The 24,562-nt window shown below is 70.3% G+C and carries 6 protein-coding genes; all 6 read right to left on the reverse strand.

All coding sequences use genetic code 11. From position 1 onward, the window contains the following. On the reverse strand, positions 1–4,074 hold a 4,074-nt coding region (locus tag QK444_RS09260; RefSeq protein WP_282778970.1), incomplete at its 3' end, for an amino acid adenylation domain-containing protein. After that, the gene (locus QK444_RS09265; RefSeq protein WP_282778972.1) at positions 4,075–5,361 is read right to left on the reverse strand and encodes a MupA/Atu3671 family FMN-dependent luciferase-like monooxygenase; all 1,287 of its coding nucleotides are present in this window, start codon (positions 5,359–5,361) and stop codon (positions 4,075–4,077) included. Then, positions 5,358–7,037 (reverse strand): fatty acyl-AMP ligase, encoded by a 1,680-nt coding sequence (locus QK444_RS09270; RefSeq protein ID WP_282778974.1) that lies wholly within the window; start codon positions 7,035–7,037, stop codon positions 5,358–5,360. Before QK444_RS09270 ends, QK444_RS09265 begins: the two co-directional genes overlap by 4 nt. A 188-nt stretch (positions 7,038–7,225) precedes the next feature. Next, positions 7,226–7,699 carry a fasciclin domain-containing protein gene (locus tag QK444_RS09275; RefSeq protein WP_282778976.1) on the reverse strand — a complete coding sequence of 158 codons (474 nt, stop codon included), beginning with the start codon at positions 7,697–7,699 and terminating at the stop codon, positions 7,226–7,228. Continuing rightward, complete coding sequence (locus QK444_RS09280; protein ID WP_195144059.1) at positions 7,686–7,910, reverse strand: MbtH family protein; 225 nt, start codon at positions 7,908–7,910, stop codon at positions 7,686–7,688. The genes QK444_RS09275 and QK444_RS09280 overlap by 14 nt, the downstream gene beginning before the upstream one ends. Further along, positions 7,907–24,544 carry a non-ribosomal peptide synthase/polyketide synthase gene (locus QK444_RS09285; RefSeq protein ID WP_349239514.1) on the reverse strand — a complete coding sequence of 5,546 codons (16,638 nt, stop codon included), beginning with the start codon at positions 24,542–24,544 and terminating at the stop codon, positions 7,907–7,909. Before QK444_RS09285 ends, QK444_RS09280 begins: the two co-directional genes overlap by 4 nt. Positions 24,545–24,562 lie beyond the last annotated feature (18 nt).

Here is a 24,562-nt window from a genome sequence, read left to right on the forward strand (position 1 = left end):
CGCCGCCCCCACCCGCGCCACGCCCGCGCCCGCGACGCGTTCGTCGAGCAGCGCCGCCAGCGCCCCGGCCGTCGACGCCTCGAAGATGTGGCGCACGGTCAGCGCGACGCCCACGCCGTCGGCCAGCCGCGCCGCCAGTCGGGTCGCGGACAGCGAGTTGCCGCCCAGTTCGAAGAAGTCGTCGTCGACGCCCACCCGGTCGATGCCGAGCACCTCGCCGAACACCCCGGCCACCACCTCCTCCATGGCGGTGGCGGGTGCGCGGTAGGCCGTGCGGGTCAGCACCGGATCGGGCAGAGCGGCCTTGTCGACCTTGCCGTTCACCGTCAGCGGCAGGCCGTCCAGGACCATGACCACATCCGGCACCATGTAGCCGGGCAGCCGCTCGCCCAGCCGCTGCCGCATCCGGGTGCCGAGCGCCGACGGCGACATCCACCGCGGCCGCTGCTCCAGCACGTTCACCCGGTTGGCGTCGACACCGGAATCGAGACCCCGTCGCACCGCGTAGACGATGTGCAGGTCGGTGCCCTCCACCTTCGGCGACACCCGGGAGGCGACCTGGAATCCGTGCTCCCGCAACAGCTTCTCGATGCCCGCGAGGCGGTCCTCGATATCGTGCACCTCGATGACCATCCGGTCGATGCGCGGCCAGTCGTCGGATGCGATGCCGCGCAGCGCATCCAGTTCGCTGCCCTCCACATCGATCTTCAGCAGATCGATATGGTCGATGGCGTACTCGCCGATGATGTGCGACAGGGTGCGGATGGGCACGTCGACCTGTTCGAACTCCAACCGGTCGGCGATCAGCTGATCGACGTACCGCTCCCCCGGATCGCCGCTCTCACCGCGATATTCGTTGTGCAGGTAGGACTCCAGGATGCCGCGCTGCACGTGGCTGTCGCTGCCGCGCCCGGACAGCACCGACATCTCCGGGTAGTAGGTGAAGGTGTCCATCTCGGCCGCCGCGCCGATCGCGTAGGGCACCAGGGTCGCGTTCAGGCCGTGCAGGGCGGCGTTGGCCGCGAACATGCGCCGCAGTTCCGGCATCGGCTCGACCGCGAAGATCCTCAGCTCCGGTGACTTGCTCTGCGCGTAGAGGGAGAACATGCCGACGTGCGAACCGATGTCGACCACACAGCCCGTTTCGGGAATGGTCAGCCCGCAGGCGCAGTACTCCGCCCGTTCGAAGATCTCCTCGTACAGGAAGCGGATATTGGACCGATTGCGGCCCACCACCGGCATGCCGTTGGGCAGCTCGTGCAGTTCGTCGGCGGCGATGACGCCGTCGCGCCGCAATTCCAGGCAGCGCAGCGCCACCGGCGCGACCCCCGGATCCGGAACCATATAGGCGACAAGCTGATCCGAGGACGCGGTGGAGCGGGTGGTGACCACGGCCCGCGCCACCTCGTCCTGGGCGGCGAGCACGGCCTCGACCTCGCCCAGTTCGATGCGATAGCCGCGGATCTTCACCTGCTCGTCGGCGCGGCCGAGGTACTCCAGCACCCCGGCCTCGGTCCAGCGGACCACATCGCCACTGCGGTAGAGGCGTCCGCCACCGGCCGCGTCGAAGGGGTCGGCCACGAAGCGCGCGGCGGTCCGCCCCGGTCGGTCATGGTAGCCGCGGCCGACCTGGCCACCCGCCACGTACAGCTCGCCGGCGGCCCCGATCGGGACCGGTCGCAGCCAGGTGTCCAGGACATAGACGCGCAGATTCGCCAGCGGCACGCCGATCGGGCTGCTGCCCGCCGCACCGTGCCAATGTGCGGGCTCGAGCGGCTGTTTCGTCACATGGACGGTGGTCTCGGTGATCCCGTACATGTTGACCAGTACGGGAGCGGCGGCGGTGTCCAGCAGCGGCCAGCGCCGCAGCCGGGCCGGGTCCAGGGCCTCCCCGCCGAAGATGACCAGCCGCAGCGCGCTGGCGTCCTCCGCACGCGTGCACTGGGATTCGATCAGGGCGTAGAACGCCGAGGGAGTCTGGTTGAGAATGGTCACGCCCTGCGCCACGACGAGTTCCCACAGTTCCGGGGGCGAGTAGGCCACCTCGCGCGGTACGACCACCACGCGTCCGCCGTGCAGCAGCGCGCCCCAGATCTCCCATACCGAGAAGTCGAATGCCTGGGAATGGCACCAGGCCCACACATCGTCGGGGCCGAACCCGCCCCATGGCCGCGTACCGGCGAACAGCGCTACCGCATTCGCGTGGGTTACCGCGACGCCCTTGGGTTTTCCGGTCGTGCCGGAGGTGTAGATGTAATACGCCGCATTGTCCGGACGCACCCGCGGCGACCGGGCCCGGGCCGCTCCGCCGTGCGGCGCCTGGTCGACGCGCAGGCACGGCACCCGCTCGTGGTCGACCAGTTGCGCCGTGCTGTCGTCGGCGAGCACGAGGCGCGGCGCGGCGTCGGCCAGGATGTAGGCGAGGCGGTCCGGCGGTGACGCCGGGTCGAGCGGCAGGTAGGCGGCACCGGCCTCGAGTACCGCCAGCAGCGCCGTGATCAGCTCCATGCCGCGCGGAAGCGCCACGGCCACAATCGTTTCCGGTCCCGCGCCACGCTCGGCCAACAGCGTGGCGAGGTGTCGGGCGCGGGTGCCGAGTTCGGCGTAGGTGTAGGCCCGGTCGCCGGATACCACGGCGACCGCGTCCGGGGCCTCGTCCGCCCGCGCCCGGAACATGTCCACCAGGGTGCGGTCCGGGTCCACCGGTAGCGCGGTGTCGTTCCACCGCCGCAGCAGCCGATCGCGTTCGGCGTCGTCGAGCACATCGACGCCCCGCACCGGTGTGTCCGGGTCGGTGACGATCGTGTGCAGGAAACCGTGGAAGAAGCCGAGGAACCGGCGATGCTGCGCCGCGAGTTCGGCCGGGGTGTACAGGTCGTGGTTCCCGACGAAGTCCAGGCGGGTGGCCTCGGCACCGGCGCCGGAATAGCAGCTGACCGACAGATCCGAGACCAGCCCCGGGGTCAGCACCTGGAGGTGGCCGACGATCGAACCGAGGACGATCTTGGTGTCGAACATCATCAGGTCCACGAACGGCCCGAACACCTGGGATTGCGGCGTGAGGCGGCCGATATCCCGGAACATGTCCTCCTGGCGGTAGCGCTGGTGGCGCAGCGCGTCGATGAGCTGCCGCTGCGCCGATTCGATGAGCGCGCCGACGGTGTCGTGCGGTCCGGTGGTGATCCGGAACGGGAGGGTATTGGCCAGCATGCCGCCGGACCGCCGCGCCGAGGTGGTGACGCGCGCCGATACCGGCAGGCCGAGAACGACATCCGCGCTGTCGGTCATGCGGCTCAGGAACAGGCCGAACGCCGCGAGGATCAGGGTGGCCGGGGTGGTCGCGTGCTTCTTGACCACGGTGTCGAGCAGGTGCGCGGTCTCGGCGGGGAGCAGCCCGCTCACCGAAACCGGGTGGGCGTCGGCCTGTCCGGTGCGACCGGCGAGGCTCACCGGCGCGGGCAGTCCCGCCAGCCGCTCCCGCCAGTACTCCCGGTCGCTGACGAAACGTTCGGAAGCACGGTACTTCTCGTCCTCTGCGACCAGCTCGGCCAGACCGTGCACCCGCGCGGGTGCGGGCTCGGTGCCCTCGACCGCGCCGGTGTACACCGCGCCGACCCGGGTCAGCAGGGTCATGGCGGCGACGCCGTCCATGGCGATGTGGTGGGCGCGCAGGTACCAGAACCAGCGGCGCTGCTCCACCCGCAGCACCGCGGTGGTGATGAGCCGGTCGTCGTACAGGTCGACCAGCTCGCTGTATTCCGCGCGCATCCACTCGTGGGCGGCGGCGACCGGGTCCGGGGCGTCGCGCAGATCCAGGCACCGGGCCGGTTCGTCCAACTCCCGATCCACCACCTGCATCGGGATGCCGTCGGTTTCGATCAGGCGCAGGCGGGCGGCCTCGAACTCCCCCGCCACGCGCCAGAACGAGGCCAGCAGCAGGTCGGGATCGAGGTCACCGTGCAGGTCGATGCAGAGCGAATTGGTGATCGGGGTCGAGCCGGATAACTGCTGTGCGTACCAAATCCCTTGCTGGGCAGCCGATAACGGAAACGGCAGTGATCGCGGAACGGTCAACTATGCTGCCCTTTTCTCGAGTCGAGCCAGTGCTGCGAGACCTTCCAGCACATCGGCGTCGGGAATGCCGAAGTCGATCAGGCACGCGATCTCGTCCACGCCGATCTCCTGCAGCCGGGTGACCATCGAGCTGGCGGAATCCGGGGTGCCGAACAGCCCGTTGTTGCGGTAGTAGCGTTCGAAGGCGAAGTCCAGCACCTTGGCCCGCGCGTGCTCGTCGAGGCTCTCCAGCGCTGCCGAGCCCCGTCGCCACAGGTCGACGGAATCCTCCAGATAGCGTTTGAACGGCCCTTCGACGGTGCGCCGGACCCGTTCCTCGTCCTCGCCGACGAAGGTGTGCAGCATGACGGTGACGGTGCCGTCGTCGACGCCGTGGCCGTGCTCCGCCCGCGCCTTGCGATAGGCCGCCACCTTCTCCGCCAGCTCGTCCACCTCTTGGAAGAGCAAGGCGGTCAAAACATTCGCGCCGAGCGCGCCCGCCATCGCGAAGCGTTCGACCCCGCCGCTGCACGTCAGCCAGGTGGGCAGTGCGGGTTGTACGGGGTTCGGGAAGATCCGCACCGAGCGCTGCTCGCCCACACCATTGGGCAGTTCGACGGATTCACCACGCCAGAGCCGCTGCACGGTGTCCATGCCCGAGCGGGTGATCTCGACCCGATCGGCGTAGTCGCCGTCGGCGAGGACGAAGTCGTCCACGTTCCACCCGGTGGCGAACGCTACGTCGACCCGGCCGTCGGACAGATTGTCGACCACCGCCCAGTCCTCGGCCACCCGCACCGGATTGTGCAGTGGCAGAACCACGCTCCCGGCGCGAATGCGCACCCGCTCGGTGGCGGTGGCCAGCGCCGCACCCAGCACCGCGGGGTTCGGGTAGAGACCGCCGAAGCTGTGGAAGTGGCGTTCCGGAACCCAGATGGCCTTGAAGTCGTGCGCATCGGCGAACCGGGCGCTCTCCAGCAGCAGCCGGTAGCGTTCCCCGGCGGCGCGCTGTGCGTCACTGGCGAAGAACAGCAGGCTGAAATCCATGGTGCGCTTGGCGTTCTCCGCGCCGGACGCGCTCACCTTGGCCGCGATATCGGCCAGGCTCAGCCCGTCGAAGATCTCCTCGGCGGTGATCTCGGTGTCGTACCGGTCCTCGAGGATGGTCATGAGTTCGGCGGCCTGCACCGAATCGAGGCCGAGGGAGGTGAGCGGCGCGTGCGGGTCGACCGAGTCCCGCTCCAGCCGCCGCGCGACCCAGTCCACGAAGTAATCCACCACGGTGGCATTGCCCGTCACCCCGCTCATAGCGCACTCTCCTCCAATGCCGTTCCGGCCGAATAGGTTTCGCGCAGCCGCTGCCGCTGAATCTTGCCGCTGGTCGTCTTGGGCACCCCACCCTTCTCGACGAAGACGACCTGATGCAGGCGGATGGCGTGCACGCGGCTGACGATGTCGCGAATCGACCCCTCCAGGGCCGCCGCGCTACCGGGCTCCAGGGTGTCGTTCAACTCCTGGACCGCGATGACGCGGTCCTCGTTGTCGATGGTGGCGGCGAATACGGCGCAGCCGCCGGGGCGCAGCATGGGGTGGTTGGAGACGATGGTCCGCTCGACATCCTGCGGGAAGATATTGCGGCCGTGGACGATCATCAGTTCCTTGCTGCGTCCGGAGACGTACAGTTCGCCGGCGCACACGAAGCCGAGGTCGCCGGTGCGCAGATACTCGGCCCCGTCCTCCCCGGCGATCGTCGCCGCGAAGGCGCCGCGGGTCTGCTCCGGCTTGTTCCAGTACCCGGCGGCGACACTCGCGCCGCGCAGCCAGATCTCGCCGACCCGGTTGTCCGGGCAGCGTCGTCCCGTCGCCCGATCGACCACGGCGACGTGCTCCGGTCGCACCGGCCCCATACTCAGCAGTTCGCGGCCGGTGGGCCATTCGATGGCGACGCCGCGTTCGAGTTCGTCGGTGGAGAACCTGCGGGGGCGCGCACCCGCGCCCACCGGGCCGCCGCTCACGTAGAGGGTGGATTCGGCCAGGCCGTAGGTGGGCACGAAGCTCTCCGCGCGGAACCCGCTCACCGCGAAGGTGTCGGCGAAGGCGCGCAGGGTCTTCGGATCCACCGGCTCCGCGCCGACGAAGGCCATCTCCCAACCGCTCAGATCCAGCAGTGCCGCCTCGGCCGGTGAGATCCGCTTCGTGCACAGGCCGTACGCCAGATTCGGGCCACCGGCGAGGACGTTCTCGCTCTCCGATATCGCCCGCAGCCAGGTGAGCGGATTGCGCAGGAATGTCATGGGCGACATGAGGGTGGCCCGCATGCCGACGAACACCGGCAGCAGCATGCCCTGGATCAAGCCCATATCGTGAAAGGGCGGCAACCACGACACCAGCGAATTGCGCTCGGTGAGACGGAAATTCGCGGTGATGAGTTCGAGGTTGTGCACGAGATTGCGGTGCAGCACCGTGACTCCCTTGGGAGATCCGGTGGAGCCCGAGGTGTATTGCAGGAAAGCGATGTCATCGGGTGTGGGCGCAGCGCACCGTATTTCGAGACCCGTGCCACCGTCTATCGAATCGATATCGATGATCCGGAGATCGCGGCCGAGTATTTCCCCGTCGACCGGCACCGCGGACAAGGGCGCGATCGCCGCCGCCGCGCCGCTGTCGCGAACGATCGCCGTCACCGCGGCCACCTGGTGCGGCGAGGTGGGCAGGGGTACGGCGACCGCGATCCGGCGTGTCGCCAGGCAGGCGAAGAACGCGTGGACGAAATGCGGTCCGGGCGGACAGAGCAGCACCACCCGGTCACCGGGCGCGGTCGTGTCGATCAGCCGCTGCGCGACGGCGGCGACTCGTTCCCACAGCCGCCGGAAATCGACCTCCTCGGTGTCCTCCCGGTAGCTCGAGAACCGAAAAGCGATTCGGTGCGGGTCGTCGGTTACTCGTGCCGATGCGATATCCACCAGGGTGGGAGGGGTCCCCATGTACGCCCGGCTCCTTCCGGATCCTCGGCTGTGCACCGGGCCGGACGCGCCGACGACCCGGGTGAACAGCGGCTAGACGGAACAGCAGCTGAAAAGACCGTGCAAGATCATAGCTTGCAGGTGACCCGGATCACGTCAGCGCGATGTCGCGGAGCGTTGTCTCCCATTCTCGGTGCCGCCGCGGGCGGTCACGGCGGCGGGGTGAGCACCCTGTCGATCACGTAGACGGTGGCGTCAGCCGTTCGGAAACCACCACGCAGCACCGTCGCGCCGTTGACTTCGAGACCGTGCGTACCTCGCGTGACAGTCAATTCGCGGCCCGCGAGGGTGGGATAGCTGCCCTCGTCCATTTCGGGCGGCAGGCCGATCGGAACCGTGTGATAGGCGATCATCCTCAGCAGGGCGGCGCGGTCGGCGCGCAACCATCTCGTCGTCCCCGCATCGAGCGCGCGGAACGCGCCCGCCACCGGCATGAAGACGGTGAAACTCGGGTCGGCACGAGCATGGCCGTGCGGTAGCCGGTCGGGGGTCCGATATTCCGTTCGAACCTGTCCCGTCCCAGCCACCACGACGGCCACGGCCGCGGCGATCAGCGTCGACCGCCGCCACCGGGATACGGGCAGCGCCGATCGCGACCGCCGTTGATCACTAGCCGCGCCCATCACCCCCCATGGCCGCGATCAGACTGTTCGGACGCATATCGGTCCAGTGCAGCTCCACGTAATCGAGGCAGTCGCGGCGGCCGCCCTCGTGGACGACCTGCCATCCCTCGGGGATCGGCGCGAAGTCGGGCCACAGCGAGTACTGCCCTTCGGCGTTGCGCAGCACCGAGAACTCGCCCTCGTCGTTGTCGAACGGATTGGTGTCGCTCATCGTGCATTCCCTTCTGTCGGTACTTCTTCCGTCGCTGCATCGTTCAGATGACTCCGCACTACCGGACCGATCTCGCCCAGTGCCGGGGGCGAGCCCATATCGACGTGCGACCATGCGGTGACGTGCTCGTCGACCGCACCGCGCACCACCCGCCGCCACGGGGCGGCACCACCGGCCGGGGCCGGGGCCCGGGTGGGCTCCGCGGGCGGAACCGGTTCGGTGGCCGTGAAGTACAGCAGGTCGCCGTCGTAGACGCCGGGGCGATACCGGTGGCCCATGGCCGTCCCCGCCAGGTACCCCGCGTACATCCGCTCCACCCGCTCGGGATCGATGGAGCCGAGCGGGCCCTGCCGTTCGCGCAGCAGTCGCGCGGCATGCTGCGGAGTGATGTGCCGCGTCGCCAGGCTCTCGTCCCCCAGTAGCGCGGCCAGCAGTTCGCCCGCACTGGGATCGGTGGGTTCGGGCGCGTCGGCCAGCACCCGGCTGTCGAGCAGGGCGAGCACACCCACCTGTGCACCCGCCGCGCGGAGCTGCACCGCCATCTCATAGGCGATCAATCCGCCCAGTGACCAGCCTAGCAGGTGATAGGGGCCGTGCGGACGCACCGCGCGCAGTTCACGGATATAGCGTTGGGCCAGTTCTTCGATGGAGTCGATGCCGACGCCGTCCTCGGTGAGATGCGGCAGTTGCAGGCCGTACACCGGCCGCTCCGGTTCGATGTGCGGCAGCAGGGCCGCATAGTTCCAGGCCACGCCGCTGACCGAATGGACGCAGAACAGCGGCGGCAGCGTGCCGCGCGCTCGCAACGGCAGCAGTGGATCCAGCGCGGCCGCGACGGCGTCGACAGCACCGCCCCGGTCGGCGACATATGCGGCGATCCCGGCCGGTGTGGGATCCAGGAAGAGGGCCTGCATGGGAATCCGCGCACCATGGGTGTCCCCGAGCTCCGCCACCAGCCGAGTGGCGAGCAGGGAGTTGCCGCCCAGTTCGAAGAAGTTGTCGTCGGCTCCCACCGTGTCCGACCCCAGGACGGTGGCGAAGGCGGCGCACACCCGAGCTTCCAGTGGGCTGCCCGGCTCACGATAACCGGCGCTCGCGAGGAGCACCGGTTCCGGCAGCGCCGCACGGTCGATCTTGCCCGCGGGCGTCCGCGGCAGCTCCGCCAGCACCGTGATGGCCTGCGGCACCATGTATCCCGGCACCTTGGCGGCGACATGGCGGCGCAGCTCCGCCGCCGTCGGGTGGGTGCCGGGCGCACAACCCACATAGGAGGCCAGGATCGTCGTGCCGCCCGGCAGGTCGTAGCCGATGGTAATGACGGCGGCTACCTCCGGATGGGTGGCGAGGACGGCGTCGATCTCACCGAACTCGATACGGAAGCCGCGAATCTTCACCTGATGATCGGTACGACCGAGATACTCGAGTTCCCAACGGCCCTCGAGCCGCAGCCAACGCACCAGATCACCGGTGCGGTACATGCGGGTGCCGGGCGCTCCGAACGGATCGGCGACGAATCGCGCCGCCGTCAGTCCGGGTCGCCGGTGATAGCCGCGTGCCAGAGCGTTTCCGGCCAGGTACAGCTCCCCCGGCACGCCGATCGGCACCGGATGCAACCGGTCGTCCAGCACCACGACGGCGAACCCCCGCAGCGGCCCTCCGATCGTGATCGGCGCACCGGGCAGCAGCGGGGCGCTCACGGTCGCCGCCACGGTGGCCTCCGATGGCCCGTAGGCGTTCAGCATGGTGCGGCGGGACGCGGCGGTGTCGTCCACCCACCGCCGCACCAGTTCCGGATCGGTGCGGTCCCCGCCGACCATGACGAACCGAAGCTGGTCAAGACCCGTGGCGTCGACGGTGGACAGCGCTGCCGGCGTGCTGAAAGCGTGCGTTATCGCGTTGGTGCGCAACAACTCTCGCAGCTCGTCACCACCGTATACCGAGGGATCGGCGAGGACCAGCGTCGCGGCCGAGCCGAGTGCGAGCAACACCTCCAGGATGGCGGCGTCGAAACTGGGGGAGGCGAAGTGCAGTACCCGTGATTCGGCGGTCACCCCGCCGCGTGCGGCCAACTCGGCGGTGAAGTCGGCGATACCCGCGTGCGTCACACACACGCCCTTGGGCACGCCGGTCGATCCGGAGGTGTAGACCAGATACGCGGGGTGGTCGAGCCGCGGCCAACCGCCGGGCTCGGCGACTCGCACCGGCGCATCCGAATACGTCCGCACCTCGGCCGCGAAGCCGGGGTCGTCGAGCACCAGCCACCGGATCCCGTCAGGCAGGGCGTCGCGACAGTGGGCGACGGTGAGGCCGATCCGCGCGTCCGCGTCCGACACCATGTGCCGGATGCGCTCGGCCGGGTAGGACGGATCGACGGGCACGAAGGCGGCTCCGGTCTTGATCACCGCCACCATGGCCCGCACCGATTCGACGGATCGTGGGATACCCAGCGCCACATATGATTCCGGGCCGATGCCGAGTTCCAGCAGTACCCGGGCCAGCCGGTTGGTGGCACGGTCGAGTTGGTCGTAGCTCATCTGGATCTCGTGATCGCGGACCGCGACGGTGTCGGCACCCGCGGCAACGGCGGCGGCGAAGAGCGCCGGGAACGACGCCGCACCGGTCGACGCCGCACCGCGCACGGGTGCGAGCGCACGCCGCTCCCGTGCGTCGAGCAGATCCACGTCCCCGACCAGGGTGTCGGGTTGTGCGACAACGGCGGCCAGGATTCGCCGGAACCGCTCACACAGCTCGCGAACGGTGTCGCGGTCGAACAGGTCCTCGGCGTAGGTGACGCACAGCTCGATGCCGCCCGGACCGCCCCCGTCCGTTCGCGTCTCCGTGAGGGTGAACTGGAGGTCGAATTTCGCCACCTCGACGCCGGGGTCTTCGGCGACGACGCTCAGCCCGTCCAGCCGCGGTGCGCCCGGCACCGTGCTGTGCACCGACAGCATCACCTGGAACAGCGGGTGGTACGCGGCGGACCGGGTCGGCGCCAGCGCCTCCACCAGACGTTCGAAGGGTATGTCGGCGTGCGCGAAGGCATCCAGATCGGTTTCACGCACCGTGCGCAGCAGATCGGCGAAGGATCGGTCGGGCGGCACCGCCGTGCGTAGCACGAGCGTGCCCACGAACATCCCGACCAGAGGCTCGAGCCTCGGATCGACGCGACCGCCGATGGGCGTGCCCACCGAGATGTCGGTGACACCGGCGAGGCGGCTCAACAGCACCGCCGTGACGGCGTGCAGCACCATGAAAACGCTGACGCCGCTGCGATGCGCCAGATCGGTCAGGGCATCGTGCAATTCCGCGTCGATCCGAGCGGCCACGGACGCGCCTCGGTGCGAGGGTACGGCCGGGCGTGGCCGATCACTCGGCAACGCCAGGCATTCCGCCGCACCGGCCAGTCGCTCGGACCAGTAGGCCAACTGGCGTGCGGCCGGGCTCTCCGGATCCTGCTCGCTGCCCAGCGTCTCGTGCTGCCACAGACTGAAGTCGGCGTATTGCACCGGCAGCGGCGGCCATTCGGGTGCGCTGCCCACGCTGCGGGCCGCGTAGGCGGCGGTCAGATCCGCCGCCAGCGGTCCGACCGAGCCGCCGTCGGCGGCAATGTGGTGCAGGACCAGCACCAGCACATGTTCGACTGCCGTGAGCCGCAGCAACCGCGCGCGAATCGGTATCTCCCGGCTGATGTCGAATCCGTCGGCAGCACAGCGGCGGACGTGGTCGGACACCTCGTCGTCGGTGCTGTCGACGATCGGAACCGGGAGCGTGGCGTCGGGAACCGGCACCTGATGCGGTCCCTGCGCGTCCGCCGGGAACACCGTGTGCAACACCTCGTGGCGCGCCACCACATCGGCCACCGCCCGGCACAGCGCCGTCTCGTCCAACGACCCCCGTAGCCGCAGCACCAGCGGCACGTTGTACGCCCCGGAGCCGGTGTCGAAGCGGTTGAGCAGCCACAGCCGCTGCTGCGCCGGCGACAGCGGCACCCGGGCCGGGCGGGTCCGCGCCACCAGTTCGGGACCGCGGCCACCGCTGTCGGCGCGATCGAGCACTGCTCCCAACCCGGCCGGAGTGGGATTCTCGAATACCGCACGCACCTCGAGACGGCAGCCGGAGGACGCCGCGATCCGCGCCACCAGCTGGGTGGCCGACAGCGAGTTGCCGCCCAGCTCGAAGAAGTTGTGCTCGGCCAGAACTCGCTCCTGCCCGATCACCTCGGCCATCGCGGCGGCCACCACCCGCTCGCCGTCGGTGCGTGGCTCGCGCCCGCCGTCGGACCTCGTCCAGCTCGGTTCAGGCAGCGCCCGCCGGTCCAGTTTTCCGTTGGGCGACAACGGTATCGAGTCCAGCACCAGGAACAGGGCGGGCACCATGTGTGCCGGGAGCCGTACTGCGGCCGCAGCACGGAGGGCACCGGTGTCGAGGGTCCGATCGTCCAGCGCGACCACGTAGCACACCAGCTGCGCCCGACCCGCGGCATCGTAGCGAATATCCGTGTGCGCGAATCGGACTCCCTCGCAGCCCGCGACGACCGCGGTGATCTCGCCGAGTTCGATTCGGAAGCCGCGCACCTTGACCTGATCATCGGCGCGGCCGACGAAGACGAGTTCGCCGTCGGCGTTCCAGCGCACCAGGTCACCGGTGCGGTACATACGCGCACCGGGACCCCCGGACGGGTCCGCGACGAATCGTTCGGCGGTCAGCACCGGTCGGCGGTGATAGCCGCGCGCCACACCGATGCCGCCGACATAGAGTTCCCCGACCACGCCCAGCGGCACCGGGCGCATCCGCCCGTCCAGCACCATCGCGGTCACACCGCGGATCGGACGACCCAGGGCGATCGGCCGCTCGGGGTGCATCGGCGCGGAGAAGGTGGTGGCGATGGTCGCCTCGGAGGGCCCGTAGCCGTTCACCATGGCCCGGCCACCTCCCCACTGCTCCACCAGCTCCCGGTCGAACGCCTCGCCACCGACCACCAGGGTGCGCAGCCGAGGCAGCGGCCAGCGCTCGGTGTCGATGGTCGCCAGGACGGCCGGCGTGATCACGGCGTGGGTCACCGCCCGGGTCTCGAGCAGTTCGGCCAGCGCGTCGCCGCCGTAGACGTCGGTCCCGGCGATGACCATGGTCGCGCCCGCGCACCAGGCGAGCAGCAGTTCCAGCACGGACACGTCGAAGCTGGGCGAGGCCAGGTGCAGGGTGCGCGAGCCGCGGTCCACGCCGAAGCGAACCCGCTGCACCTCGGCGCAGTTGAACAGGCCGCGGTGGGTCACGGCCACGCCCTTGGGCAGTCCGGTCGAACCCGACGTGTAGATCACGTACGCGATCTCGTCGAGACGCAGCGGTCCCCTGCGTTCCCCCTCGTCGATCGCGCCGCCCGGCCACTCCGACGCGGTGTCGACCGGCAGCCACTCCACTCCGAGATCCCCGGGCAACGCGGCCCGGTCCGCATCGACGGTGAGGCCGCAGCGCACCGCGGAATCGGTCAGCATGTGCCGGATACGGTCCACCGGATGGCGCACGTCCACGGGCAGGAAGGCCGCGCCGGTCTTGGCGACGGCCAACGCCGCGACGACGGACTCCACCGAGCGCGCCAGGCCCAGCGCCACGACGTCGCCGGGTCCGACACCGGCCGCGATGAGCCTACGGGCCAACCGGTTCGACCAGGTGTCGAGCTCACCGTAGCTCACCGTGCGGGCATCCGCGACGAGCGCCGGATGGGTGGTGTCCACGGCGCGGGCGAACAGTTCGGGCAGGACGATCGGCGACGCGGCGGGCGCGCCGCGACCGGGTGCGAGCACCGAACGCTCCCAGGCGCTGAGCAGATCGATATCGCCGACCGGGGCGTGTGGATCGTCGAGCACACCCTCGAGCAACCGGACGAAGCGGCGGCTCAGGCGGTCCGCCGTGGTGGCGTCGAACAGATCGGTGGCGTAGGTGAGGTTCAACTCGATGCCGTCCGGATCCCCGTGTGGTGTCCGCGTTTCGGTGCAGGTGAATTGGAGATCGCACTTCGCCAGGCCCGGATCGACGGGCAGGCCCGAGACCTCCAGTTCCGGCAGCCGCACCGTGGGCACGCCCACGTTCGTGAGCGACAGACTCACCTGGAACAGCGGATGATGTGCGGTCGAGCGAACCGGGTTGAGCAGCTCCACCAGTCGTTCGAAGGGCAGGTCGGCGTGGGCGAAGGCGTCGAGATCGGTATCGCGTACGGCCGCCAGCACCGTGGGGAAATCGGCCGCGCCGTCGATCCGGGTGCGCAGGACCAGCGTGCCCACGAACATGCCGATCAGATCGTCGAGCGCCGCGTCGCCGCGACCGGACACGGCCGTGCCGATCGCGATATCGCCGGTGCCACCGGTCCGGGCCATCAGCACCGCCAGCACCGCGTGCAACACCATGAAGACACTCGCATCGTGCGCCCGGGCGATATCGGTGACGCGGGCGTGCAGCCGCGCGTCCACCCGCACCGACGTCGTGGCACCGCGGTGGGTGGCCACCGCCGGACGCGGACGGTCGGCGGGCAACTCCAGGCATTCGGGCAGCTCGGCCAGATGCTCGGTCCAGTACCGCACCTGCGCCGCCGCGATGCTGTCCGGATCGTCCTCGCTGCCCAGCGCTTCCCGTTGCCACAGGCTGTAATCCGCGTACTGCACCGGCAGCGACGACCACTCGGGGGTACGGTCGGCGCGGCGCGCCTCGTACGCCGCCACCAGGTCGGCGGCCAGCGGGGTCAGCGACCACCCGTCCGCGGCGATGTGATGGACCACGAGCACCAGCGCGTGGTCGTCGCGGCCGATTCGGAGCAGCGCGGCCCGCAGCGGCGGTGCCGCACTCAGATCGAATCCGGTGCGCGCCACCTCGATCGCGTCGTCGACCATCGTGCGCGCGCTGGAGACGACGCGCACGAACGGAATCGGGGTGTCCGGCGGCAGGATCACCTGATGCGGTCCCTCGGCATCCTCCGGGAAGATGGTGCGCAGTATCTCGTGACGGGCGGCCACATCGGCGACGGCATGCCGCAGCGCGTCGATATCCAGACGCCCGCGCAGGCGCAGACCAACCGGAATGTTGTAGGCCCCGGAACCGGGCTCGAATCGGTTGAGGAACCACAGACGCAGTTGCGCCGAGGACAGCGGCACCCGTGCGGGCCGCGGTCGGGCCACCAGCGCCGGGCGGACCGGATGCGGATCGGATGCCGAATCATCCAGCAGCGCGGCCAGTTCCGCGGGTGTCGGATGGTCGAACACCGCACGCACCGCGAGCTGCCGACCACCGGCTGCCGCGAGGCGCGCGACCAGCTGGGTCGCCGAGAGCGAGTTGCCGCCGAGGTCGAAGAAGCCCTGATCGGCACCGATATCGGAGCGACCGAGCACCTCGCCCATCACCCCGACCACCACCCGTTCGGTGGGAGTGCGCGGAGCGCGGCCGGGCGTCGCGACCGGCCACACCGGTTCCGGCAGCGCACGGCGGTCCAGTTTTCCGTTGGGCGACAGCGGAACCGCGGGCAACGAGACGAACGACGCCGGAACCATGTGCGCGGGCAACCGCCGCGCCACCGCTTCCCGCAGGTATGTCGTATCGGCGTCGGTATCGCCATTCTCCGGCACGACGAAGCACACGATGGCCGGTGCACCGGCGGGATCTGGGCGTACTTCGGTGTGTGCGAAGCGGATTCCGTCGACCTGCGCCACCACCGCGCTGATCTCTCCCGGTTCGATGCGGAAGCCCCGGATCTTCACCTGATCGTCGCCGCGGCCCAGGAACAGCAGCTCGCCGTTCTCCGTCCACCGCACCACGTCGCCGGTGCGGTACATCCGCTCCCCCGGCAGCGTGGCGTAGGGGTTCGCCACGAAGCGCTGCGCGGTGAGCCCTGGGCGCAGCTGGTAACCGCGGGCCAGACCGTCACCGGCAATGTACAGATCCCCGGCGACTCCCGGAGGGAGCGGCCGCAATCGCCGGTCCAGCACCACCACGGCGGTGCCGCGGATCGGGCGGCCCAGTACCACGGGGGCCGACTCCGACAGCGGGTCCGAGATGGCGCTCATAATGGTGGTCTCGGTCGGCCCGTACCCGTTGTGCAGCGCCCGTCCCGGAGCCCAGCGAGCCACCAGGTCGGCGCCGACGGCTTCACCACCCACCACCAGGCGGCGCAGGGCGGGCAACGGCCAGCGGTCGGCGTCGATGCTGGCCAGTGCCGCCGGTGTGACGAAAGCGTGCGTGACCTGTTCGCGGTCGAGCAGGGCCGCCAGCTCGTCGCCGCCGTACACCTCGGGCGGGACGATCACCATGGTCGCCCCGGCACACCAGGCGAGTAGCAGTTCGAGCACGGCGGCATCGAAGCTGGGCGACGCGAAGTGCAGTGTGCGACTGTCGGATTCCACGCCGTAGCGGGTGCGCTGCTCCAGGGCGAATCCGGCGAGACCACGATGGGTCACCGCCACGCCCTTCGGGCGGCCGGTCGAGCCGGAGGTGTAGATGAGATATGCGACGTCGTCGATACCCGGTGATCGCTCCCGGTCCGCGTCCGAGACGGCCTCGGCCGATTCGACGCCCTCCAGCTCGGCCAGGGGCAGCCAGGTGACGTCCGTCGGCAGCCGCGTATCCGTCGCGGCGGCGGTCACGCCCAGACGCGCACCGGAATCGGCGAGCATATGGCTGATGCGATCGGCGGGATAGCGGACGTCGACGGGCAGGAACGCCGCACCCGTCTTGGCGACCGCGACCGTCGCGAGCACCGATGCCGCCGAGCGGGGCAGGGCGAGGGCGACGGTGTCGCCCGGGCCGACACCGTGGGTGATCAGCGCCCGCGCCACCCGATTCGACCGTTCGTCCAGCTCGCCGTAGGTCGGTTCGCCGTCCGCCGCGACGACCGCGACGCGGCCCCGTTCGGTGGCGGCCGCGGCGAACAGCTCCGGCAGGGTGGCCGCCACCGGCCCGGCCGGACCCCGCGCCGGAACCAGGGAGGCGCGCTCCGGCACCGACAGCAGATCCAGATCGCCGACCGGTTTGCGCGGTCGCCTGCTGACCTGGGCCAGCAGCCGCAGGAATCGGCCCGCCAGCCGCTCGGCGGTGTCGGCGTCGAAGATGTCGGTGGCGTAGGTCAACCGAATATCGATGCCGTCCGGATCGCCCTGGGCGGTATGGGTTTCGGTGAAGGTGAATTGCAGATCGAACTTCGCGGTGTCGAGCGCGATCTCCTCGATCGTCACCTCTATCTCGTCCAACCGCGGTACCGCCGGGAGCGAGTCGTGGACCGACAGCATCACCTGAAACAGCGGATGGTGTGCGGTGGATCGCACCGGGTCGAGCTCTTCGACCAATCGCTCGAACGGAATGTCGCTGTGCGCGAAGGCGTCCAGATCGCGATCGCGCACCGCCGCCAACAGATCGGTGAAGACCGTAGCGCGGTCGACCGGGGTGCGCAGGGCCAGGGTGCCCGCGAACATGCCGATCAGCGGGTGCAGCCGGGCATCGGCCCGACCGGAGATCGGCGTGCCGACCACCACGTCGTCGGTGCCCGCCAGGCGGGCCAGCAGTACCGCCAACACGGTGTGCAGCACCATGAACAGGCTCGCGTCGTGATCGCGGGCGACCCGCAACAGCGCGGTGTGCGCGGCGCCGTCCAGTCGTGCCGTGACCGCCGCGCCGTGATGGTTCCGCACGGCCGGACGCGGCCGGTCTGCGGGCAGCTCGAGGCATTCGGCCAGCCCCGACAGCGTGTCGCGCCAGTAGCGCAGCTGCCGGGCGGCGACGCTGTCCCCGTCCTCCTCATCACCCAGCAGCGCCCGCTGCCAGATGCTGAAATCCGCGTATTGCACCGCCAATTCGGGCCATGTCGGTGCGTGACCGTTCCGCCGGGCCTCGTAGGCCACGGCCAGATCACCCGCCAGCGGCGCGATCGAGCCGCCGTCGGCGGCGATGTGGTGCACGACCACCACCAGCAGCCGATCGTCGTCGACCCGCAGCAGCTCGGCGCGCAGCGGTAACTCGGTGACCAGGTCGAATCCCGTGACCGCCAGCGCGCGCAGCCGCGCCGCCAGATCGTCGGCGGCGCAGTCGAGCACGGGCAGCGGGAACTCCAGCCCGTCCGCGGCCAGCACCACCTGATGTGGTCCGGTCGCGTCCTGCGGAAACACCGTACGCAGCGCCTCGTGCCGAACCACCACATCGCGCAGTGCCGCACGCAGTGCGTCCACGTCGACCGGACCGTGCAGCCGCAGCGCCATGGGGATGTTGTAGGCGCCGGAATCGGTGTCGAATCGGTTGAGGAACCACAGCCGCTGCTGGGCCGGGGACAACGGCACCCGATCCGGTCGGGGCCCGCGTTCCAACCGCGGCAGCGCGGTGTCGCCCCGCGTCAACCGCTCGTCGACGAGCTGAGCCAGGCGTTCCGGGGTGGGATGCTCGAAGACCGCGCGTACGCCGAGTTGCCGGCCGGTCGCGGTGGCGAGCCGCGCGACCAGTCGGGTCGCCGTGAGCGAGGTGCCGCCGAGTTCGAAGAAGTCCTGGTCGGCGCAGACGCGCTCGTGGCCGGTGATCTCGGCCATGGCCGACGCCACCAGAATCTCGCTGGGAGTTTCGGGCTCGCGTCCACCCGCGACCGCCTCCCAGTCGGGCTCGGGCAGGGCACGCCGATCCAGTTTTCCGCTGGGCGAGAGCGGCACCTCGGCGAGCGGAACCACGGCGGCGGGCACCATATAGCCGGGCAGCCGAGCCGCGGCCTGGGTACGCACCCCTCGCACATCCACCGGCTCCGTCGTGGTGACATAGGTGACCAGCCGAGGCGTACCGGCTCGGTCGTGACGAACCTCGGTATGGGCGAACCCGATTCCCGCGATCGCCGCCACCACGGAGCTGATCTCACCGAGTTCGATGCGGAAACCGCGAATCTTCACCTGGTCGTCGCCCCGGCCCACGAAGACCAGATCCCCCGCGGTGGTCCACCGCACCACGTCGCCCGTGCGGTACATCCGCTCCCCCGGGCGCGCGGCGAACGGATTCGCCACGAAACGCTCCGCGGTGAGCGCCGGGCGCTCCAGGTAGCCGCGCGCCAGGCCCGCACCCGCCACGTACAGCTCCCCCGCCACACCGACCGGCACCGGTCGCAGCCGGGTGTCCAGCACGGCGACCGCGACACCGCGGATGGGACGGCCGAGCACGACCGGCTCATCGGTCGGCAGGGCCGACGAGATCACCGGTGCCACTGTGGCTTCCGAGGGCCCGTAGGCGTTGAACATGGCGCGGTGCGCCGCCCAGCGGGACACCAGGTCGGCGCCCACCGCCTCGCCGCCGACAATGAGACAGCGCAGTGCGGGCAGACGCCAGCGGGCCGCGTCGATGCTCGCCAGCGCCGCGGGGGTGATGAACGCGTGCGTCACCGCCTGGTTTTTGAGCAGCGTCGCCAGTTCGTCGCCGCCGTAGCTGTCGGCGGGAGCCACCACCATGGTCGCGCCGGCGCACCACGCCAGCAACAGTTCCAGCACTGAGGCGTCGAAGCTGGGCGATGCGAAATGCAGGGTGCGACTCGTGGATTCGACGCCGTAGCGGGCGCGCTGCTCCAGGGCGAATCCGGCCAGTCCGCGATGCGGCACGGCCACGCCCTTGGGCACGCCGGTCGAGCCCGAGGTGTAGATGACATAGGCGATGTCGTCGACGTGCACGCCGCCCAGCCGATCAGAATCCGTGACGGGGGCCGATGATTCGGACTCCGCGATGATGTCGGCGGGCAGCCAGGAGATCGCGGGTTCGGTGGGCAACCGGTCCCGATCCGCCGCGGTCGTCACCCCCAGCCGCGCCCCGGAGTCGGTGAGCATGTGCTGGATTCGCTCGGCCGGGTGCCGCACGTCGACTGGAAGATAGGCCGCGCCGGTCTTGGCGACCGCCACGGTGGCCACCACCGACTCGACCGATCGCGCCATACCCAGCGCGACCACCGCGCCCGGACCCGCGCCATGCGCGATGAGTATGCGCGCCAGCCGATTCGACCACTCGTCGAGCTCCCGATACGTCAGCGTGCGGTCCGCGCAGACCAGAGCCACTCGATCCGGGTCGGCCGCAGCCAGGGCGAAGAGCTCCGGCAGGGTGAGCACGATATCCGACACCGGGCCGGACACCGGGGACAGGGCGCGTGCCTCCTCCACGGTGAGGATGTCCAGCACGCCCACCGTCACATCCGGATCGGCGATGACGGCGTCGAGTACGCGCAGCAGGCGACGGCCGAGCCCGGCCGCGGTGGTCTCGTCGAACAGATCGGTGGCATAGGTCAGGCACAGTTCCAGCCCGCCGTCGGCATCGGCACCGAAGGCGAATTGCAGATCGAACTTGGCCACGGTCGGCTGGACCCGCAGCACCGAGACGTCGAGTCCGGGCAGCCGGGGCGCGGCGGGCACGAAATCGTCCAGCGACAGGCTCACCTGGAACAACGGGTGGTAGGCGGTGGAGCGCATCGGATTCAGGGCCTCCACCAGCTGCTCGAACGGCAGGTCGGCGTGGGCAAAGGCCTCCAGGTCGGTCTCGCGTACCGTCCGCAGCAGCTCGTGGAAGGCCCGGTCGCACTCCACCGCCGTGCGCAGCACCAGGGTGCCGACGAACGCACCGACCAGCCCCTCGAGTTCGGGTTCGGTACGACCGGCGACCGCGGTGCCGATGGCGATATCGGAGCCGCCGCCGAGGCGGGACAGCAGCAGCGCGACGGCCGCGTGCAGCACCATGAATTCGGTGACATCGTGGGCGCGCGCGAAATCACGCAGCCGCGTGCCGGTTTCGGCGGCCGCGGACAACCGCACCGCCGCGCCGCGATGGGACGCCACCGCCGGACGCGGGCGATCGGTCGGCAACTCCAGGCAGTCCGGCAGCCCGGCCAACCGCGAGCGCCAGTACCGCAGCTGACGACCGGCCACGCTGTCCGGATCGTGTTCATCACCGAGCAGCTCGGCCTGCCACACCGCGAAATCGCGGAACTGCACGGGCAGCGGCGGCCACTCCGGGGCTTGTCCGGCCCGGCGCGCCGCGTAGGCCGTCAGGAGGTCGGTCAGGAGTGGAGCCAGCGACCAACCGTCCATGGCGATGTGGTGAATGGTGAGCGCGAGGGTGAAGTCGGCGTCTCCGCTGCGCATCAGCTCGGCCCGCAGCGGCAGCTCGGTGGTGAGGTCGAAACCGGGCTCGGCGAAGGCCTCCACATCGTATTCGACCTCGAGCGGCGACACCTCCATGCGGGTCAACGGCATCGGCACGTCGTGGGCGGGAATCACCACCTGGTGCGGTCCGTGCTCGTCCTGCGGATAGAGCGTGCGCAGAATCTCGTGCCGAGTGATCACATCTAGCAGCGCCGCCCGCAGCGCCGCCTCGTCCAGCGGGCCGCGCAGTCGCAGCGCCGCCGGGATGTTGTACACGCCCGAGTCGGTGTCGAGCTGATTGAGGAACCACAGCCGCTGCTGTGCCGAGGACAGCGGAACGCGGGCGAGCGCGGTACCCGGACGCAGCCGCGGGCGGAGCGACACCGCCTCGTCCACGGCGCCGTCCAGGATGCGGGCCAGTCCTTCGGGGGTCGGATGGTCGAACACCTCGCGTACGGCGAGCCGGTGCCCGTGCGCGGCGGCGATCCGGGAAACCAGCAGCGTGGCCGACAATGAATCGCCGCCGAGGTCGAAGAAGCCGTGATCGGCGCAGACCATCTCCCGGCCGAGGATGCGCGCCATCTCCGCGGCCACCAGCTCCTCGGCCGGGGTCGCGGGTGCGCGCCCGCGGTCCTCGGCCTCCCATGCCGGTTCCGGCAGCGCGCGGCGGTCCAGTTTGCCGCTGGGCGACAGCGGCACCGAGGCCAGGGGGACTATCGCCGAGGGCACCATGTGGGCGGGCAGACGGGCCGCGGCGTGCGCACGCACCGCCCGCGGGTCCACCGCATCGGCTCCCTCGCCGAGTACGTAGCAGACGATCCGCGCCCGACCACCGTCGTCCGCGCGAAGCTCGGTGTGCGCGAAGCGAACTCCCGCACATCCCGTGACGACGGCGTTGATCTCGCCGAGTTCCACGCGGAATCCACGCAACTTCACCTGATCGTCGGCGCGGCCGACGAACACCAGTTCGCCGCCCGCGCTCCAGCGCACCAGGTCACCGGTGCGGTACATCCGTTCGCCGGGACCGCCGTAGGGGTCGGCCACGAAACGGGTCGCCGTCACCTCGACACGACCCCGATAGCCGCGTGCCAGTCCCGCACCGCTGAGGTACAGCTCGCCGACGACCCCGAGCGGGACCGGGCGCAGGCGGCGATCGAGTACGGCCAGCCCGGCACCACGGATCGGGCCGCCGAGGACGATCCGCTCCCCGGGTACGAGCGCGGCGGAGACGACCGCGGCGATGGTGGACTCGGACGGCCCGTAGGCGTTGAACATGGTTCGGTCCCGCCCCCAGCGCCGCACCAGTTCGGCACTGACGGCTTCGCCGCCGACGATGAGACAGCGCAGACCGAGCAGTGGCCAGCGCTGTGCATCGACGGTGGCGAGTGCACCGGGCGTCAGGAAGGCGTGGCTGATCCGTTCTCGCTCCAGCAGTTCGGCGAGTTCTTCACCGCCGTACAGCTCGGGCGGCGCGATCACCACGGTCGCGCCCGCCCCCCAGGCCAACAACAGCTCGAGCACCGAGGCGTCGAAGCTCGGCGAGGCGAAATGCAGTGTTCGGGACTCGGATTCGACGCCGAACCGCTCGGCCATGGTGCGGGTGAAATTCGCCAGCCCGGTGTGTGTGACCGCGACGCCCTTGGGTGTACCGGTCGACCCGGAGGTGTAGATCAGATAGGCCGTATGCGAAATGTGCTGTGGGGCCGTCCGATCCGCGTCCGTAATCGGGTCGTCCGAACGGCGTGCCAGGTCGCCGGTCACCGCCGCGTCGTCGAGGACCAGCCAATCGACCGCGCCGTCGGGGAGTTCCCCGCGGTGCCCGGCGACGGTAAGTCCCACCCGGACATCCGAGTCGGTGAGCATGTGCCGCTTGCGCGGCATCGGGTAGTTCGGGTCGACCGGCAGGAACGCCGCGCCCGTCTTGGTCACCGCCACCAGGGCGTACACGGACTCTATGGAGCGGGACAGAGCAAGCGCGACAGTGCTTTCCGGTCCGACACCGGAGGCGATGAGGAGCCGGGCGAGTCGGTTCGAGATCCGGTCCAGCTCACCGTAGCTCAGCTCCCGCTCACCGGCTCGGACGCCGGGGCGGGCCGGGTCGATGGCGGCCGCGGCGGTGAAGATCTCGGCCAGCGTCCGCACCGGCGCGGCCGCCGCGCCGAGTACCGGTGTGAGGGCGTGGGTTTCCTCGGCGGTGAGCAGCGGCAGCTCCCCTACAGGCAGTTCCGGTTCGATCGCCGCGACGGTGAGCAGCCGGATGAAACGCTCGACGAGGCGACGTGCGGTCTCGGGGGCGAACAGATCCGTGGCGTAGGTCAACTCGAGATCGATGCCCGCCGGGTCGCCTGTGGCGGTATGCCTTTCGACGAGGGTGAACTGAAGATCCCACCGGGCGGCTGCGATGTCGAGTGCGGTCGCGGTCGCACGCAACCCCGGCAGTTCCACCGTGTCGGCCACCGCGCTGTGTACGGACAGCATCACCTGGAACAGCGGGTGATGCGCCGCCGACCGGACCGGGGCCAGTGCCTCGACCAGCCGCTCGAACGGCAGCTCGGCATGGGCGAAGGCGTCCAGATCCGTATCGCGCACGGTGTCCAGCAGTGCGGCGAACGGCGCGGCGGTGTCCACGGGCGTGCGCAGCACCAGGGTGCCCACGAACATGCCGATCAGGTCGTCGAGGCGGGGATCGGTGCGCCCCGCCACCGGTGTGCCGACGGCCACGTCGTCGGTGGCGGCGAGCCGAGCCAGCAGCGCGGCCAGGGCCGCGTGCAGCACCATGAAGACGCTCACACTCCGACTACGTGCCATCGCCGCCACCTCGGCATGCGTGTGCGCCTCGAGCCGGGTGCGGACCGTCGCCCCGCGCTGGGACGCCACCGGCGGCCGCGGCCGGTCGGTGGGCAGGTCCAGGCATTCGGGCAGCTCCGCGAGGCGTGCCCGCCAATGGGCGAGCTGACGCGCGGCCAGGCTGTCGGGATCGTCCGGTTCGCCCAGCGAATCCTGCTGCCACACCGTGTAATCCGCGTACTGGATCGGTAGTGGCGGCCAGTGCGGCGCGACACCGGAGAGCCGTGCGCGGTAGGCCACCACCAGATCCGCGGCCAGCGGCGTCAGCGACCAGCCGTCGGCGGCGATGTGGTGCACGACGACCACGAGCAGGTGCTCCTCCGGCGCGAGACGCAGCAGGCCCACGCGTATCGGCGTCTCGGCCGTCAGATCGAATCCGGCCGCGGCGAATTCGCGTGCGTCGGCGTCGGCGGTGTCGGGGGTGGACGCGATCCGCGCGACGGGCACCGCGGCGATCGGCCGCACCACCTGGTGCGGTCCCTCGGCATCCTCCGGGAACACCGTTCGCAGTACCTCGTGGCGAGCAACCACATCGGTAACGGCGGATTCCAGCGCAGGGTCCGTCAACCGGCCCGACAACCGCAGGCCGACGGCGATGTTGTACACACCCGATGCGGCGTCCAGTCGGTTCAGGAACCACAGCCGTCGCTGCGCCGACGACAGCGGAATCCGCCCCGGCCGCTGCCC

It is taken from the genome of Nocardia sp. CC201C (genome assembly GCF_030010695.1).
GTDB lineage: Bacteria > Actinomycetota > Actinomycetes > Mycobacteriales > Mycobacteriaceae > Nocardia > Nocardia otitidiscaviarum.